This window comes from Pseudomonas sp. R3-52-08 (assembly GCF_003851745.1).
In the GTDB taxonomy this organism is placed as follows: domain Bacteria; phylum Pseudomonadota; class Gammaproteobacteria; order Pseudomonadales; family Pseudomonadaceae; genus Aquipseudomonas.
The window spans coordinates 3,915,781-3,929,647 of the sequence record NZ_CP027730.1; the positions used below are offsets into that span (position 1 = coordinate 3,915,781).

General features: G+C 58.7%; 16 protein-coding genes. 5 read left to right on the plus strand and 11 right to left on the minus strand.

The annotated features are described in order from the left end of the window. Positions 1 to 47: 47 nt before the first annotated feature. Both infC and thrS read right to left on the minus strand, forming a co-directional pair. The gene (gene infC, locus C4J91_RS17970; RefSeq protein ID WP_015884933.1) at positions 48 to 599 is read right to left on the minus strand and encodes a translation initiation factor IF-3; all 552 of its coding nucleotides are present in this window, start codon (positions 597 to 599) and stop codon (positions 48 to 50) included. Beyond that, positions 599 to 2,521, minus strand: a complete 1,923-nt coding sequence (thrS, locus tag C4J91_RS17975) for a threonine--tRNA ligase (protein WP_124363569.1) — start codon at positions 2,519 to 2,521, stop codon at positions 599 to 601. The genes infC and thrS overlap by 1 nt, the downstream gene beginning before the upstream one ends. A gap of 364 nt (positions 2,522 to 2,885) precedes the next feature. Between thrS and C4J91_RS17980 the strand changes: the two genes are divergently transcribed. Further along, positions 2,886 to 3,200 (plus strand): hypothetical protein, encoded by a 315-nt coding sequence (locus tag C4J91_RS17980; protein WP_124363570.1) that lies wholly within the window; start codon positions 2,886 to 2,888, stop codon positions 3,198 to 3,200. A 289-nt stretch (positions 3,201 to 3,489) separates the two neighbouring features. Beyond that, positions 3,490 to 3,702: a cold-shock protein gene (locus C4J91_RS17985; protein WP_003234260.1), complete on the plus strand. Its 213-nt coding sequence runs from the start codon at positions 3,490 to 3,492 to the stop codon at positions 3,700 to 3,702. A 72-nt stretch (positions 3,703 to 3,774) separates the two neighbouring features. Here the strand turns inward: C4J91_RS17985 and C4J91_RS17990 are convergent, their stop codons facing one another. Beyond that, a complete protein-coding gene (locus tag C4J91_RS17990) occupies positions 3,775 to 4,095 on the minus strand; it encodes an I78 family peptidase inhibitor (protein ID WP_124363571.1) in 321 nt (106 codons plus the stop codon). A gap of 144 nt (positions 4,096 to 4,239) precedes the next feature. Continuing rightward, positions 4,240 to 4,545: a hypothetical protein gene (locus C4J91_RS17995; RefSeq protein ID WP_124363572.1), complete on the minus strand. Its 306-nt coding sequence runs from the start codon at positions 4,543 to 4,545 to the stop codon at positions 4,240 to 4,242. Positions 4,546 to 4,701: 156 nt separating this feature from the next. Here C4J91_RS17995 and C4J91_RS18000 point away from each other — a divergent pair, with 156 nt between their 5' ends. After that, a complete protein-coding gene (locus C4J91_RS18000) occupies positions 4,702 to 4,908 on the plus strand; it encodes a hypothetical protein (protein ID WP_124363573.1) in 207 nt (68 codons plus the stop codon). A 33-nt stretch (positions 4,909 to 4,941) separates the two neighbouring features. On the opposite strand, the gene C4J91_RS18005 is transcribed toward C4J91_RS18000, so the two are convergent. The 7 genes from C4J91_RS18005 to C4J91_RS18035 are packed head-to-tail and all read right to left on the minus strand — an operon-like array spanning position 4,942 to position 11,909. Then, a complete protein-coding gene (locus tag C4J91_RS18005) occupies positions 4,942 to 5,970 on the minus strand; it encodes a nucleoside hydrolase (protein ID WP_124363574.1) in 1,029 nt (342 codons plus the stop codon). Between the two features lie 26 nt (positions 5,971 to 5,996). Continuing rightward, positions 5,997 to 6,401, minus strand: a complete 405-nt coding sequence (gene rbsD / locus C4J91_RS18010) for a D-ribose pyranase (RefSeq protein WP_124363575.1) — start codon at positions 6,399 to 6,401, stop codon at positions 5,997 to 5,999. Further along, positions 6,398 to 7,315, minus strand: coding sequence for a ribokinase (gene rbsK / locus C4J91_RS18015; RefSeq protein ID WP_124363576.1), 918 nt, complete (start codon positions 7,313 to 7,315; stop codon positions 6,398 to 6,400). The genes rbsD and rbsK overlap by 4 nt, the downstream gene beginning before the upstream one ends. Before the next feature lie 23 nt (positions 7,316 to 7,338). Next, positions 7,339 to 8,361, minus strand: a complete 1,023-nt coding sequence (locus tag C4J91_RS18020) for a LacI family DNA-binding transcriptional regulator (protein ID WP_124363577.1) — start codon at positions 8,359 to 8,361, stop codon at positions 7,339 to 7,341. Between the two features lie 3 nt (positions 8,362 to 8,364). Further along, positions 8,365 to 9,342, minus strand: coding sequence for an ABC transporter permease (locus tag C4J91_RS18025; RefSeq protein WP_003174987.1), 978 nt, complete (start codon positions 9,340 to 9,342; stop codon positions 8,365 to 8,367). Further along, complete coding sequence (locus C4J91_RS18030) at positions 9,339 to 10,892, minus strand: sugar ABC transporter ATP-binding protein (protein ID WP_124363578.1); 1,554 nt, start codon at positions 10,890 to 10,892, stop codon at positions 9,339 to 9,341. Before C4J91_RS18030 ends, C4J91_RS18025 begins: the two co-directional genes overlap by 4 nt. Positions 10,893 to 10,949: 57 nt before the next feature. Beyond that, positions 10,950 to 11,909 carry a sugar ABC transporter substrate-binding protein gene (locus tag C4J91_RS18035; RefSeq protein ID WP_124363579.1) on the minus strand — a complete coding sequence of 320 codons (960 nt, stop codon included), beginning with the start codon at positions 11,907 to 11,909 and terminating at the stop codon, positions 10,950 to 10,952. Between the two features lie 451 nt (positions 11,910 to 12,360). Between C4J91_RS18035 and C4J91_RS18040 the strand changes: the two genes are divergently transcribed. Next, positions 12,361 to 13,449 carry an asparaginase gene (locus tag C4J91_RS18040; RefSeq protein WP_124363580.1) on the plus strand — a complete coding sequence of 363 codons (1,089 nt, stop codon included), beginning with the start codon at positions 12,361 to 12,363 and terminating at the stop codon, positions 13,447 to 13,449. Between the two features lie 166 nt (positions 13,450 to 13,615). Then, a complete protein-coding gene (locus C4J91_RS18045) occupies positions 13,616 to 13,867 on the plus strand; it encodes a DUF1654 domain-containing protein (protein WP_124404699.1) in 252 nt (83 codons plus the stop codon).

Sequence of the window (13,867 nt, forward strand, 5' to 3'; positions counted from 1 at the left end):
GCATTCAGTTGATAAACATAATCAGAAGGCCTGCCGTGCCCTGTTGATTACTTCTTCTTTTTCGGGGCGATGACCATGATCAGCTGGCGTCCTTCCATCTTAGGATGCTGTTCGACCGAACCGTACTCGAGCAGGTCAGCTTCAACCCGCTTGAGGAGTTCCATCCCCAGCTCCTGGTGGGCCATCTCACGGCCGCGGAATCGCAAGGATACCTTGGCCCTGTCCCCATCACTCAGGAAACGTACCAGGTTGCGCAGTTTTACCTGGTAATCCCCTTCCTCCGTCCCTGGACGAAACTTGATTTCTTTTACTTGAATCTGCTTCTGGTTCTTCTTCGCTGCGGCAACCTGTTTCTTCTTCTCGAAGATCGACTTGCCGTAGTCCATCACCCGGCAAACGGGTGGGATTGCATCGGCGGAAATTTCCACCAGGTCCAGCTTGGACTCTTCTGCAATACGAAGCGCTTCATCAATCGAGACGATGCCAATCTGCTCGCCATCAGCGCCAATTAACCGAACCTCGCGTGCCGAGATATTCTCGTTGATCGGGGCTTTCGGTGCAGCTCGTTTATCTTGTCTCATTTCACGCTTAATAATAATTACTCCGAATCTGGGCGACCACGCCGGGAAACCGCTTGCGCGAGGAACTCAGCGAACTGGGCGACGGGCATCGAGCCCAGGTCAGCACCTTCACGAGTACGCACAGCGACAGTCTGCATCTCGACTTCCCGATCTCCGATAACCAAAAGATAGGGAACCTTGAGCAAAGTATGCTCGCGGATTTTAAAGCCGATCTTTTCATTTCTCAAGTCGGACTTGGCACGAAATCCGCTTTCGTTGAGTGTTTTTTCAACTTCAGCGGCAAAATCTGCCTGTTTATCAGTGATATTCATGATCACTGCCTGAGTCGGAGCCAGCCACGCCGGGAATGCACCCTCGTAGTGCTCGATCAGGATCCCGACGAACCGTTCGAACGAGCCGAGGATCGCCCGGTGCAGCATAACCGGGTGTTTACGGCTGTTGTCTTCGGAGACGTATTCGGCTCCCAGACGGATCGGCAGGTTAAAATCGAGCTGCAGGGTACCACACTGCCAGACGCGGCCAAGGCAATCTTTCAGCGAGAACTCGATTTTGGGACCGTAGAACGCGCCCTCTCCCGGCTGCAGGTCGTACGCAAGGCCCGCGCTGTCGAGTGCGGCGGCCAGTGCAGCTTCGGCGCGATCCCAGAGTTCGTCGGAGCCGACGCGCTTTTCCGGACGAGTGGACAGTTTCATCTCGACCTCGGTGAAACCGAAATCGCGGTAAACGTCCATGGTCAACTTGATGAACGCGGCGGACTCGGCCTGCATCTGCTCTTCGGTGCAGAAGATATGGGCGTCATCCTGGGTGAAGCCACGCACACGCATGATGCCGTGCAGCGCACCCGATGGCTCGTTGCGGTGGCAGGCACCGAATTCGGCCAGGCGCATCGGCAACTCGCGGTAGCTCTTCAGGCCCTGGTTGAACACCTGCACGTGGCATGGGCAGTTCATCGGCTTGATGGCGTAGTCGCGGTTTTCCGACTGGGTGGTGAACATATTGTCGGCGTAGTTGGCCCAGTGCCCGGATTTCTCCCACAGACTGCGATCAACCACCTGCGGGGTCTTGATCTCGAGGTAACCGTTTTCACGCTGAACCTTGCGCATGTACTGCTCGAGCACCTGGTAGAGCGTCCAGCCGTTCGGATGCCAGAACACCATGCCCGGCGCTTCTTCCTGGAGATGGAACAGGTTCAGGCGCTTGCCGATCTTGCGATGGTCGCGTTTCTCGGCTTCTTCGATACGCTGGATATAGGCGGCCAGCTGCTTCTTGTCGGCCCAGGCGGTGCCGTAGATCCGTTGCAGCTGCTCGTTCTTCGCGTCGCCGCGCCAGTAGGCGCCGGACAATTTGGTCAGCTTGAACGACTTGAGAAAGCGCGTGTTCGGCACGTGCGGGCCACGGCACATGTCGACGTATTCTTCGTGGTAGTACAGGCCCATGGCCTGCTCGTCCGGCATGTCTTCCACCAGGCGCAGCTTGTAGTCTTCGCCACGGGCGGTGAACACATCGATCACTTCGGCACGCGGGGTGACTTTCTTGATGACGTCGTAATCTTTTTCGATCAGCGCGTGCATGCGCTGCTCGATCGCCGCCAGGTCGTCCGGTGTAAAAGGACGCTCATAGGCGATGTCGTAATAGAAACCTTCGTCGATGACCGGGCCGATCACCATTTTCGCGGTGGGATACAGCTGCTTGACCGCGTGGCCGATCAGGTGCGCGCAAGAGTGGCGAATGATCTCCAGCCCCTCCTGATCCTTGGGCGTGATGATCTGCAGGCTGGCATCGGCGGTGATCAGGTCGCTGGCGTCAACCAGCCTGCCGTCGACCTTGCCGGCCACGGTGGCCTTGGCCAGGCCAGCACCAATGGATGCGGCGACCTCAGCTACGGAAACCGAATGATCGAACGAACGTTGACTGCCGTCGGGTAGAGTAATAGTTGGCATGGCGCCTCCTCTCCTAGTGGTGACCCCTACCAAAGGTCACGTGGGTTGGGATGAGCCAGTACAAGATCCAACACCAGGCCGCTCAATGCTGAACGCCTGCCTTACAGCGGCAGGAGCCTTTCGGCCAACCGATAATCGAACCAGAGTGACTGGATTAAAAAAAATAACCTGGCAAGGCGGCAAATGGCGCACCTGGAAAAAGCCAAGCCCAGGATGCTAGCACAGATGAACGGTCATCGCGCCGACACGACCTGCGGTAGAAGTAAATTCGATGCCTTATGGTCGCAAAAGTGAACTTGAGCTGTACGCCACGCCTCAAACACCCCGAGAATCGCCGTTCGTCCTCGACCCAAAGGAGCATCCCATGATGCGTTTTACCTCGACACTCGCCCTCGCCGCTTCGCTGGCATTCCTTTCGTTTGGCGCGCAAGCCGCAGCACCATCGAACTGGCCGGAAGGCGCCCGTGACGCCTTCGTCAAAGACTGCAGCGCTGCGGCCAGCCAGAACGTGGACGTCAAAACTGCCAAAGCCCATTGCGAATGTGGCGCCGACAAGATCAACGCCGAATTGAGCACTGCGGAAATCAAAGAATTGATGACCAACCAGAACGCCAGCCCAGAGCTTAAAAACAAAGCGGTTGCGGCTATTTCGTCCTGCAAAGTGGTCAAGAAAAAGTAAGAACGCTCACTGATCGGGCGTCTTTTTTGCCAGAAAAACAGCCTGAAAACGGCTGTTTCTCACAAATTACGTAGCTTTTACGGCTTTTTTTAACAGCTGATATTTCGCTCCAAAGCCCCGTAGAACGGGGCTTTCAGCCAAAACAGGCACGCAACGCAACGCGATTGATTAGCAAACAATGCCTTGGGGGGGCTCCCAAGCCGAACATTTCGACTATGATAGCCCTGTGTGCCCAGTTGGCCTGAGCAGCACAGCACTACTGAAAATATATGTTTCTTGGAGATACACCATGTCTAATCGCCAAACCGGCACCGTTAAATGGTTCAACGATGAAAAAGGCTTCGGCTTCATCACTCCTCAAGGTGGCGGTGACGACCTGTTCGTACACTTCAAAGCTATCGAAAGCGACGGTTTCAAAAGCCTGAAAGAAGGCCAAACCGTTTCCTTCGTGGCTGAGAAAGGCCAAAAGGGTATGCAAGCTGCACAAGTTCGCGGCGAGTAATTCTCCGCTGAGCTAAAAAAACCCCGTCCATGTGACGGGGTTTTTTATGGATGCTGCAAAAGCCAGAGGCTATCAGCCGCAATTGACTCGCGTAATCACCAGGTTATCGTCGGTGTTCAGGTTCAGGCGGTCGGAGCGATACTCCAGCGTGATCATGTCGTTGGGTTTGAGGATACGTGCGTTCTGCGCACCGGCACGGGTACGTGCCTGCTCCAGCAGTTGAGGCGAGGCTTTCTGGCCGATCGTGAACTCGGCAGCCTTCGACTCACAGCGGCTATGACCAGCATCGGTCACGGTGGCATCTTTGCCTGGCTCAGAGGCACCCGGGGTGCTGCAACCCGCCAACGCGAGCGCTGCCAACAAAGTACCGAATGATGCGAGCTTCCAAGGCATGAAGCCTCCTATGATTAAAAATGGACAGAGATCGTGCGACAGCGAGTGAGCCGATTGGTTTCAAGACGTTAACGCCTGACGCCCAAGTCTGCCTGAGTCACGCACGGCAAGCGCCCCGTCAATCGTGACTAGATATGAACATGCTCAGTAGATATCAATGTAGTCAGATGACGGCGTTGGCCAATTCTGCTTGAGCGCGTTGAAAATCTGCATCACCCAGACTTCGTCGTTCGCGGCCACGTTACCCACATAACCGGAACCCTTTGCCCAGGTCTCCAGGCGAAACAGCAAACCACCTATATCAGCGCCCCCGACCACGCCTGAAGAAATGTAGGCAATACCCGCCTTGCTGACCCGCAGTTGGGTGTGCTCATCGTCACTGGCGCTGGCCAGCAGTTGGCGCACAGCGACCAGCGTAAGACTCTCGGGGTTATTCAAATCGATCTGCACGCAGTGTTTCCCGGCCAATAAACAGGCGGACAGTGTCGCACACCCCCTTCCTCATGCCTAAGTAGGAGTGCCAACTTGCGCGCAAAATGGTTAACTGCGCCCGCTGCAGCCAACCGCCAGCGCATTGCCCAGTACCTACAGCCCGCGAGATTTCCCATGACCACCGTAACGCTCCAAGCCGATATCAAAGCCAAATGGCCCCAAGGGCAAAGCTCCTACAGCCCCGGGAGTCCGGAGGAATTGGCTATCATCGGTATCGACCTGCTGGTCAAGGAGCTCGGCACCAAGGGCGCGCAAGCATTCATCAGCCAGGTATTCGAGAAATACCCGGCCGACCACATGGGCGCACCCGAGCGCGAATAAGAACCGGCCGGCGAACGCCGACCGGTAAGGGGGTTACTTCAAACGCGCCAGGCGCTCGGTCAGCAGATCGAAGAAGCCCTGGGCGTCGCCGTTTTCGACCCAGAATGCATTCTTGTCCTGCTTCAGCCCATCGTACCAATCGACAATGGTTTGGCCGAAGGTCGGGCCTTCCCGACTGTCGACAACCACATTGACCTGGCGACCGCTGAACAGCGACGGCTTGAGCAGGTAGGCGACCACCGTGGCGTCATGCACCGGCCCGCCAGGAATGCCGTAGTGCTCCATATCGCCTTTGACGTATTCGTTAAGAATATTGCTCACAACCTTGCTTGCGTTGTTGTTCAGGTCGGCAATTTTCTTCAGGCGAGCCTCGCTGGTCAGCACCTTATGGGTCACGTCCAACGGCAGGTAGATCAACTTCACGCCGCTTTTAAGCACGATCTCAGCGGCCACCGGGTCAGCGAACAGGTTGAACTCGGCCACCGGCGTGATATTGCCGCCATTGAAGTGCGCACCGCCCATCACCACCACTTCCTTGATGCCCTGGGTGATTTCTGGTGCCTGGGTTAATGCCAGGGCCAAGTTGGTCTGCGGGCCGAGCATGGCAATAGTGATGCTGTGGGGCTTGGCGGCCGTCAGGGTCTTGATCAGGTAATCCACGGCGTTGCCGTCCGCCAGGCCTTGTTTCGGCTCGTGCACGGTCACACCGGAAATCCCTTCCTTGCCATGGATATTCTCGGCATAGATCGGCTTGCGCAGCAGCGGTGCCGGAGCTCCCGCGTATACCGGGATGTCCTCGCGCCCTGCCCACTCGCGCGCCAGGCGTGCATTGCGCGAGGTTTTGTCCAGGCGCACGTTGCCGGCCACGGTCGTCAGCGCGCGGATGCTCAGCTCTTCCGGCGACGCCATGGCGAACAGCAAGGCAACAACGTCATCGGCACCTGGGTCGGTATCGATGATCAGGTCGATTTTTTCTGCCGCCTGGGCGCTTGCAGCGGTAAGTGCGGACAAAAGCAGAACACTCCGAAACAGGTTTTTCACGGATGGAAGACCACGTTGCATAAAACACTCCTTGTCGTAGGGGGACTCTAGAAGGTTACGCCGGAGACCAGCGCGATATTGCAGTACGGTTGACATTCGCCGGTGCGCACCACGGCGCGCGCCTTGCCACTCAGTTGCTTGAACGCGTCATGGCTGAGCAGGCGTCGTTCGCCCAGCGCGGCCTGTGCGGTCAACGCATTGAGCTCGGTCAGCGCCGGCGGCTGCTTGAGCAGGATTTCTTCAGCCAGTACGTGGCTTTCCACCTGCATTTCGCTGAGCACAACGCGCAGGGTGCTGATGAAATCCGGGATGCCCTGGGTCAGCGCCAGGTCGATCAACTCGACGCCAGGTGGTACCGGCAGGCCGGCATCACCGATGACCAGGATGTCGCCGTGCCCCAGTGACGCGATCACGCGCGACAGGGCGATATTGAGCAGAGGGGTCTTTTTCATGAGGGCACAAAACCTTGTACGTCGTGCAGGGTAGGAATAGAAGGTTGGGCGCCGGCACGGGTCACCGACAACGCTGCCGCGACCTGGCCAAACCGGATCGCCTCGGCTTCGCTCTTGCCTGCGGCCAATGCCGCAGCAAAACCACCTACGAATGTATCGCCGGCAGCCGTGGTGTCCACCGCCGTGACCTTGGGCGCGACCAAGTGTTCGAAGCTGTTGCCATCGGCAAACAGTGCACCCTGGGCGCCAAGGGTGATGATGACTTTAGCGGCGCCAGCCTTGATCAGCGCGGTAGCCGCGAGCTTGGCGCTGTCGAGCGAATCAACCGTCACGCCGCTCAAGGCGCTGGCTTCACTTTCGTTGGGGATCAGGTAGTCAATCGAGGCATACCACGCGGCCGGCAAGGGCCCACTGGCGGGCGCCGGGTTGAGGATCACCGTCTTGCCCAGCTCGCGGCCGCGCTTGAGCGTATGCCCGACGGTTTCCATCGGTACTTCAAGCTGGCAGATGATCACGTCGGCGGCCTGCAACACCGCGTCGCAGGCCGTCATCGAGTCGGGCGTCAACTGACCGTTACTGCCCGCCACAATCACAATCGCGTTCTGGCTGCTGTCATCCACCACGATCAGTGCGACACCGCTGGAGCCTTCGACGGTGCTGACGGCCTGACAATCGATACCTTCGACCACCAGTGCATCACGCAGTTGGCCGCCGTAGGCGTCAGTGCCGACGCAACCGATCATTGCCACATCTGCGCCCAGGCGCGCCAAGGCTACGGCCTGGTTGGCGCCCTTGCCACCGGGTACGGTGGAAAATGTCTGGCCGATCAGTGTTTCACCGGCACGCGGCAAGCGACTGGCGCGGGTGACCAGGTCCATGTTCAAGCTGCCTACTACCACTACTTTTGCTGGCATACATCAGTACTCATCAATTCGGTTCAGCGGTATTGGGCGAACACACCGGCCAACGGCGCCGTCGACTCACGCAAGACAATACTCGGCGTCACGATACGTTGATCGATCGGGCGTTGGGGTGTCGCTATACGTCGCAATAATAATTCAGCCGCCGTCTCGCCCAGTTGCAGGATCGACTGCCCGACCGTGGTCAGCGCCGGATAAACATACCGGCCCATTTGAATGTCATCGAAACCAATCACCGACAGCTCGCCCGGCACGCGGATATTCTGCTCTGCCGCAGCGCGCAGCACGCCGAAACCGATCATGTCGTTGCAGGCAAATATCGCACTGGGGGGTTGCTGCGCAAGCAATTGCACAGCGGCGGCATAGCCGCCGGTGCTGGTGAAATCACTTTCCCGAATGCGCTCAGCCGCTATTTCGACCCCGGCTTCGCGCAGCGCACGCCGATACCCTGCCAGACGCATTTGCGCCACGCGAGTATGGGCCGGGCCGGCGATACAGGCGATGTCGCGATGGCCCAATTCAAGCAAGTGCCGGGTCGCCAGGTAAGCCCCCTCTTCATGGTCGATACGCACCAGGTCGACGTCGATACCGTCCAGCGCCCGGTCGACTATCACCATGGGCGTGCGCACCGCACTCAAGCCAGCGGCGAGGCCACTGTCATCGCCGCCCACCGAGGTCACGATCAAGCCATCGACGCGTTTCTCCAGCAACACGCGCAAATAGCTGCGCTGCTTTTCGGCGTTGTCGTCGGAGTTGCAGAGGATCACGCAGTAGCCGTTGCGCTCGCAGTAGTCCTCAATGCCCCGGGCCAGTTCGGCGAAATACGGGTTGAGGCTGTTGGGCACCAGCAGCCCGATCGTCGCCGTGGTCTTGGCCTTGAGTGAGCGCGCGACCGCACTTGGCACGTAGTCCAACTGCTTGATCGCCGCCTCGACCTTGATGCGCACCGGCTCGCTGACCGGGCGCGTCTTGTTCACCACATGGGACACCGTGGTGTAGGAAATCCCCGCCAGCGCTGCCACATCCTTGATCGTTGCCATGGTTCAGCCCCGCCGACTGGCGCGCTGGCTGCGGTAAGTATCAAGGACCACGGCGATCACGATCACCGCACCGGTAATGATGCGTTTGGTCGGTTCTGTCGCGCCGATCTGCGCCAGGCCCGCAGCCAATACCGAAATAATCAGCACACCAAAAAAGGTACTGATGACCGAACCGCGCCCGCCCATCAGGCTGGTACCGCCGATCACCACAGCAGCGATCACTTGCAGTTCCAGGCCCGAGCCGGCATTCGGATCCGCCGCTTCCAGGCGCGAGATCTGGAACAGCGCGGCCACGCCGGCCAGCAGGCCCATCAGGCTGAACACCAGGATCTTGTAGGGCTTGGGGTTGATACCGGCCAGGCGCACCGCTTCTTCGTTGGTACCGATACCGATCAGGTAGCGACCAAACACGGTGCGGGTCAGCACCAACTGGGCGGCGATGATCACCAGCAACGCAATGATGAACGACGGCGAGATCCCGAACGCAATCGGGTTGGACAGCCAGGCAAACGAGTCACCGATATAAGCGGTGCGCGAGCCGGTCATCTGGTAGGCCACGCCCCGGGCCATCTCCAGCACGCCGAGGGACACGATAAAGGAAGGGATCCGCCAGGCCACGGTGATGGAGCCGGTGAGTGTGCCGGCCAATGCGGCGCAGCCCATGCCCAGCACGGCGGCCGGCAATACGCTCCAGCCCCAGCTCAGAATCGCCACGCTGACCGCCGACGCCGCCAACGCCAGTACCGAGCCCACCGACAGGTCGATGCCACCGATGATCAGGATGAAGGTCATGCCCACCGCCAGTACCATCAGGTCTGGAATCTGGTTGGCCAGAGTGCTGAATGTGTCGTAGGACAGGAAGTGATCGCTGAGTACCGAGAACAGCGCAATCATTGCCAGCAACGCACCTGCCAGCCCCAGGTAGGTACCCAAGCCGTAGAAGTTGCCGCCAGTCTTACCGGGGGAAGTGGTTGTTTTCATGGGGTATTCCTAGGCGCTGCATCGTTGAGCAGCGCATCACGTTTCTGATAGCCGGCAAAAGCGGCGGCGAGCAATTCGTCCTGGGTCCAACTGTCGCGCTCGAAAGTCTCGATCAGGCGCCCGGCGGACAATACGCCGATGCGGTCACAGATCAGCATCAGCTCGCGCAGGTCACTGGAGACCACGACCAGCGCTTTGCCCTGGCGCGTCAACTCGCCGAGCAAGGCGTAAATGTCGAACTTGGCACCCACGTCGATACCTCGGGTGGGCTCATCGAACAGCATCACCGAACAATCACGCTCCAGCCAGCGGCCAATCACCACCTTCTGCTGGTTACCGCCCGACAGTTCGCAAACCAACTGCGCCGGGCTGGAACTGCGGATACGCATGGCGTCGATCTGGCGCTTGGCCAGGGCGGTTTCATCGCGGCTGTTCACCAGCCCCCCAGCGGAGATTTCCGGCATGTTGCCCAGGGCGATGTTGGCGCTGATCGACTGGGTCAGCAGCAGGCCTTCACCCTTGCGGTCTTCGGTGATCAGGGCAATGCCATGACCGACCGCATCGACCGGGGAGCGAATGCTCACTACATTGGCCTGCGGCCCCAGCGCCACGGTGCCGCTGTCGGCCGGGTCGGCGCCGAAAATCAGGCGCAGCAACTCGGTACGACCGGCGCCGATCAGGCCGGAAATACCGTAGATCTCACCGGCGCGCACCTGGAACGACACGTCACGGACCTTGTCCGAGCGCGTCAGGCCTGTGACCGTCAGGGCCGGTCCGCCGATGGTGCGCGGGCCCAGGTCGATATGCTCGCCCAACTCGCGCCCCACCATCAGCGTCACCAATTGTTCGCTGTTGTAATTGGCCATCGGCTCGACACACACCAGCTTGCCATCGCGCAATACCGCAATGCGCTGGGCCACACGGGCCAACTCTTCCAGCCGGTGCGAAATATAAATAATCGCCACGCCTCGGGCCTGCAGGCGAGTGATTTGTTCGAACAGCATCTCGACTTCACGGGCAGTGAGCATCGCCGTAGGTTCGTCGAGAATCAGTACGTGGCAGTCGCCGATCAGGTTGCGGGCAATCTCGACCATTTGTTGATGGCCAATGCCCAGGCTGCCGACCAGCGTGTCCGGGTCGATGGCGTCCAGGCCAACCTGGGCCATGGCTTCGGTCGCGGCTTTGCGCAGCTGTTTGCGGCTGATCCAGCCACCACGGCTGGGCAGGTTATGCAGGAACAGGTTTTCAGCCACCGTCAGCGTTGGCAGCAGGTTGAGTTCCTGCATGACCATGCGCACACCCAGCGCTTCGGCCTGGGTGCGGCTGGCGGGGTGATAGGCCTGGCCATTAAACTGCATGTTCCCGGTGGTTGGCGTGACCAATCCGCCGATGATCTTCGACAAGGTGCTTTTGCCTGCGCCGTTTTCACCGGTCAACGCCAGCACTTCACCGCGATTGAGCGTGAGCGTGATGTCGGACAGAACCGGTTGGGCATAGGTCTTACCGATACCGCTGACCGAGAGGACAGCGTTCGGGGCGGAAGATGACATAAGAAAATCTCCAGGCGCCCGCTCAGGACGAGCGGGCGCTGTTGGCTACTGCCGGGATTACTTCTTGAGGACGAGTTCGACTGGGGTTTCGATCACACCGTCGGTGGCGTCGACCTTCTCACCCTTGACCAGCTTGAGTGCATTCTGGATGCCGAACACGGCTTGCTGGGCAGCGGCCTGGTCGGCGGTTGCGAGCACGCGACCGTCCTGCAGCATCGGCTTGATGGCTTCGATGTTGTCATAGCCCACCACCAGCACTTTACCGGCCTTGCCTGCCGCACGTACGGCGGAGACCGCGCCCAGGGCCATGTTGTCGTTACCGGCCAGCAGTGCCTTGAGGTCCGGGTATTCGCTCAGCATCGCCGATGCGACTTTCTGGCCCTGGTCGATTTCCCAGTTACCGGATTGGGTGGAGACGATCTTCATGCCGGCGGCATCCATCGCATCCTTGAAGCCTGCGGTGCGCTGCTGGGCGTTGGTGGTGGTCGGTACGCCTTCGATGATACCGACCTTGTCGCCTGCGGCCAGTTGCTTGGCCAGGTAGTCACCCACCAGCTTGGAGCCTTTGCGGTTGTCCGGGCCGACGAAGGGAATATCGAGCTTTTTGCTTTTCAGCACGTCCGGGTCCAGACGGTTGTCGATGTTAACCACCTTGATGCCGGCATCCGAGGCTTTCTTCAGCACGGTGACCAGCGCTTTGGAGTCGGCGGGTGCAATGACGATGGCGTTGACCTTGGCCAGAATCATCTGGTTGACGATATCGATCTGCGCGCTGGTGTCGGTTTCGTTCTTGATGCCGTTGGTGATCATGTCGAAATCGGCGGCGTGGTCTTTCTGGTACTCCTTGGCGCCCTCTTGCATGGTCACGAAAAATTCGTTGGCAAGGGACTTCATCACCAGGCCAACCTTGGGTTTGGCGGCGGCGTCGTCAGCGAAAGCAGAAGAGAGAGGCAGGGCAGCGGATGCGGCGGCAAGCACAGCGACAGCGAGAAGACGTCCTGCAAATGGCAGCTTCATGGGTGTACTCCGATCTTATGATTATTGTGAGCAACGCTCGCGCCGAAGAAACATCTCGCAAACGTTTGCGTTGTCAGAACTATGAGAACCTTGTCGAGATTTGTCAACGGCAGCCGTTCACCTTTCATCCTGAACCCACCCTGCCCTTTTTCCCGTTAGTTGAAACGACAGGCGCAACGACGATCTCATACATAACCTGCGCCAACCCGAGCTGGCTTTCGGACAACCGAACAGCGAGGCGCCTTCCGTTCGGAAAGCCGGACGGCGTCGCATCAGCTCAGACTGAAAACTCCAATTAAATTGTTTTAAATCAATAGCTTATTTTATCGATCCGAGCATGATTGGCTTGGTACAAATCCTGCTCTTTCTCAGCACCTCGAGGCGTTCAGAGTCGCCCGGGTGTTCTGGATGAACCTGCTACCGCACTCATCAAAAACCAGAGAGAAAAATAATGAAATCTGCATTGAAGACCTTTGTTCCTGGGGCGCTGGCCCTCCTGCTGCTGTTCCCGGTTGCCGCTCAGGCAAAAGAAGTCGACACCAAGACCAAGCTTTCCAACGTGGTGATCCTCGCCACTGGCGGCACCATTGCAGGGGCTGGCGCCAGTGCGGCCAACAGCGCCACTTACCAGGCCGCCAAAGTCGGCATCGAACAATTGATCGCGGGTGTTCCTGAGCTTAGCCAGATCGCCAATGTACGCGGCGAACAAGTGATGCAAATTGCTTCGGAAAGCATCAACAACGACAACCTGCTGCAACTGGGTCGCCGCGTCGCCGAATTGGCCGACGACAAGGATGTGGATGGCATCGTGATCACCCACGGCACCGACACCCTTGAAGAAACCGCCTACTTCCTCAACCTGGTTGAAAAAACCGACAAGCCTATCGTGGTGGTCGGTTCCATGCGCCCTGGTACCGCCATGTCGGCAGACGGCATGCTCAACCTGTACAACGCCGTTGCCGTCGCAGGCAGCAAGGACGCCCGGGGCAAAGGCGTGCTGGTGACCATGAACGACGAGATCCAGTCGGGTCGCGACGTGAGCAAGATGATCAATATCAAGACCGAGGCTTTCAAGAGCCCATGGGGCCCGCTGGGCATGGTCGTTGAAGGCAAATCCTACTGGTTCCGCCTGCCGGCCAAGCGTCACACCATGGATTCGGAATTCGACATCAAGACCATCAAGAGCCTGCCCGACGTCGAAATTGCCTACGGCTACGGCAACGTGAGCGACACTGCCTACAAGGCCCTGGCCCAAGCGGGCGCCAAGGCGATCATCCATGCCGGCACCGGCAATGGTTCGGTCTCGTCCAAGGTCGTTCCCGCGCTGGTGGAATTGCGCAAGCAAGGCGTGCAGATCATCCGCTCTTCCCACGTCAATGCCGGCGGCATGGTGCTGCGTAACGCCGAGCAACCAGACGACAAATACGACTGGGTCGCCGCCCTTGACCTGAACCCGCAGAAAGCCCGCATTCTGGCGATGGTCGCCCTGACCAAGACCCAGGACAGCAAAGAGCTGCAACGGATTTTCTGGGAATATTGATTCCAGGCTTTACCTGTAGGAGCGACCTCGCTCCTACAGTTTTTTCGCAAAAGATCTCACCAAATTTCCAAATTCGCTGTCAGACGGACTTCTTTGAATTTAAGCAGTTGCGAAATTACCTACAGTTAAATACTGTATGTGCGTACAGCTTACTAAGGAATACTCCGTGGCAAAGCCCTCCTCCGCAGCACCCGCACCGCCAGATGCCTACCAGCGCCTGGCTATTCGCGTCCAAAAAATCATCAACTCCACCAACGCGCAGAAGGCCAAGGCGGCGTTGATCTTCCGCTTGCCCGATGAACCCGAGGACGAATGGGCGCGCTTGCTTGAAGAGATTGCGGAAAACGACAACGTCACCCTCGCCTACAGGGATGACGGCGGCGTGCAGATTTTCTGGGTTGTGCCGAAGGAAGATTGA

What these genes read in the sequence shown, in the direction of transcription:
- C4J91_RS18040 (WP_124363580.1), top strand. Translation starts at nt 12,361, where the DNA reads ATGAAATCTGCATTGAAGACCTTTGTTCCTGGGGCGCTGGCCCTCCTG.
- C4J91_RS18005 (WP_124363574.1), bottom strand. Translation starts at nt 5,970, where the DNA reads ATGCAACGTGGTCTTCCATCCGTGAAAAACCTGTTTCGGAGTGTTCTG.
- C4J91_RS17980 (WP_124363570.1), top strand. Translation starts at nt 2,886, where the DNA reads ATGATGCGTTTTACCTCGACACTCGCCCTCGCCGCTTCGCTGGCATTC.
- C4J91_RS18025 (WP_003174987.1), bottom strand. Translation starts at nt 9,342, where the DNA reads ATGAAAACAACCACTTCCCCCGGTAAGACTGGCGGCAACTTCTACGGC.
- C4J91_RS17985 (WP_003234260.1), top strand. Translation starts at nt 3,490, where the DNA reads ATGTCTAATCGCCAAACCGGCACCGTTAAATGGTTCAACGATGAAAAA.
- C4J91_RS18000 (WP_124363573.1), top strand. Translation starts at nt 4,702, where the DNA reads ATGACCACCGTAACGCTCCAAGCCGATATCAAAGCCAAATGGCCCCAA.
- C4J91_RS18035 (WP_124363579.1), bottom strand. Translation starts at nt 11,909, where the DNA reads ATGAAGCTGCCATTTGCAGGACGTCTTCTCGCTGTCGCTGTGCTTGCC.
- rbsK (WP_124363576.1), bottom strand. Translation starts at nt 7,315, where the DNA reads ATGCCAGCAAAAGTAGTGGTAGTAGGCAGCTTGAACATGGACCTGGTC.
- thrS (WP_124363569.1), bottom strand. Translation starts at nt 2,521, where the DNA reads ATGCCAACTATTACTCTACCCGACGGCAGTCAACGTTCGTTCGATCAT.
- C4J91_RS18020 (WP_124363577.1), bottom strand. Translation starts at nt 8,361, where the DNA reads ATGGCAACGATCAAGGATGTGGCAGCGCTGGCGGGGATTTCCTACACC.
- C4J91_RS17990 (WP_124363571.1), bottom strand. Translation starts at nt 4,095, where the DNA reads ATGCCTTGGAAGCTCGCATCATTCGGTACTTTGTTGGCAGCGCTCGCG.
- C4J91_RS18030 (WP_124363578.1), bottom strand. Translation starts at nt 10,892, where the DNA reads ATGTCATCTTCCGCCCCGAACGCTGTCCTCTCGGTCAGCGGTATCGGT.
- rbsD (WP_124363575.1), bottom strand. Translation starts at nt 6,401, where the DNA reads ATGAAAAAGACCCCTCTGCTCAATATCGCCCTGTCGCGCGTGATCGCG.